1 protein-coding gene is annotated in these 1,445 nt (G+C 64.6%); it reads left to right on the forward strand.

Going from position 1 to position 1,445, the window contains the following annotated elements; genetic code table 11:
- The first annotated feature begins 130 nt into the window (after nucleotides 1-130).
- Nucleotides 131-1,168: an IS110 family RNA-guided transposase gene (locus NKI17_RS36795; RefSeq protein ID WP_352907941.1), complete on the forward strand. Its 1,038-nt coding sequence runs from the start codon at nucleotides 131-133 to the stop codon at nucleotides 1,166-1,168.
- The last annotated feature ends 277 nt before the right edge of the window (nucleotides 1,169-1,445 follow it).

A 1,445-nucleotide genomic window follows, 5' to 3' on the forward strand; every position in this document is an offset into this window, starting at 1 on the left:
AGCAAGCCGATTTTCAAAACAGATGGGGTGATTGGGGTCTCGGCCGACGCCGGAAGAGGGCGGCTGCTCCTGTCGTGATGTGAGAACGTGGTCGATGTGGAATCGCCACAAACATCGGGAAGGAGCAGCCATGAAGTACTTTGCCGGACTGGACGTGTCTTTGGAAGAGACCGCGATCTGCGTCGTCGATGAGAGCGGTCGCATCATGAAGGAGGCTCGAGCGGCGAGCGAGCCGCAGGCTTTGGCCGAGGCATTGCGTAAAGTCGACCTGGTGCTGGAGCGCGTCGGGCTGGAAGCCTGTTCACTGACGGCATGGCTTCACGACGGATTGCGCGCCGAAGGGCTGCCGGCGATCTGCATCGAGACGCGGGCTGCCAATGCGGCCATGAAGACGATGCCGAACAAGACCGACAGGAACGATGCCCGCGCGCTGGCGCAGATCATGCGCACCGGCTGGTACCGGCAGGTGCATGTGAAGAGCAGACAATGCCGGCTGTGGCGCTCGTTGCTGGTCGCCCGCCGGACGGTTCTCAACGAAATGCGCACGATCGAGAACGTGGTGCGTGCCATGCTGCGCGAAGCCGGCGTCAAGCTGGGCCTGCCGTCGCGGTCCGCCTTTGCCGGGCGGGTGCGCGAGCTGGTCGGCGCCGACGCCGAAGTGATGGCGATGGTCGAGCCGCTGCTTGCGATCCTCGGCGCCATGCTCAAGGAGTTCGCCCGGCTGACCAGGCAGGTTCTCGACATCGTGCGCAAGGAGGAGGTCTGCCGGCGGCTGATGTCGGCGCCCGGCGTCGGCCCGATCACGTCGCTCACCTTCCGCGCCACCATCGACCGGCCGGAGCGGTTCGGCTCCAGCCAAGCGGTTGGGGCGCATCTGGGGCTGACGCCCGCGCGCTACCAATCGGGTGAGACCGACATCCAGGGCAGGATCAGTCGCTGCGGCGACGAACTCGCCCGCACGGCCCTCTACGAGGCAGCGCATTCGCTGCTCGTACGCTCGAAGAAATGGTCGAGCCTGAGGGCATGGGGCATGAATGTCGCCAAGCGCCGTGGCATGGCGCGGGCGCGTGTGGCGGTGGCCCGTAAGCTGGCCGTCATCCTGCACCGGATTTGGGCCGACGCGACCGAATTCCGCTTTGGAAAGGAAATTGCCACCCCGGCGGCGTGAACCCGCCGCAAACATTGAAGGAGTAAGGAAAGGAGCTTTCGCCCGAACGGGCGACGTCCAGATCGTTCCGTGGGGACGATGGGCGAGGCGATCTCGTTGAGAGACCCGAACCTGCCGCTAAACCCGGCAAGGTCGTGAAACAGATTGAGACACCTCGCTCTCCTGACCCCATCATGCGGCGGCCAAGGCGCCGACCGCGAAGAGAAGCGAGTGACCTGCGGAACGGCCCAGGAAAAAAGTACAGGAGCACCTTGACCTCAACCACCCCAATCAGAGA

The organism is Mesorhizobium sp. M0816, from assembly GCF_040320005.1.
GTDB lineage: Bacteria > Pseudomonadota > Alphaproteobacteria > Rhizobiales > Rhizobiaceae > Mesorhizobium.

Excerpts from the sequence above, each read along its gene's own strand:
- NKI17_RS36795 (WP_352907941.1), top strand. The coding sequence starts at position 131 with ATGAAGTACTTTGCCGGACTGGACGTGTCTTTGGAAGAGACCGCGATC.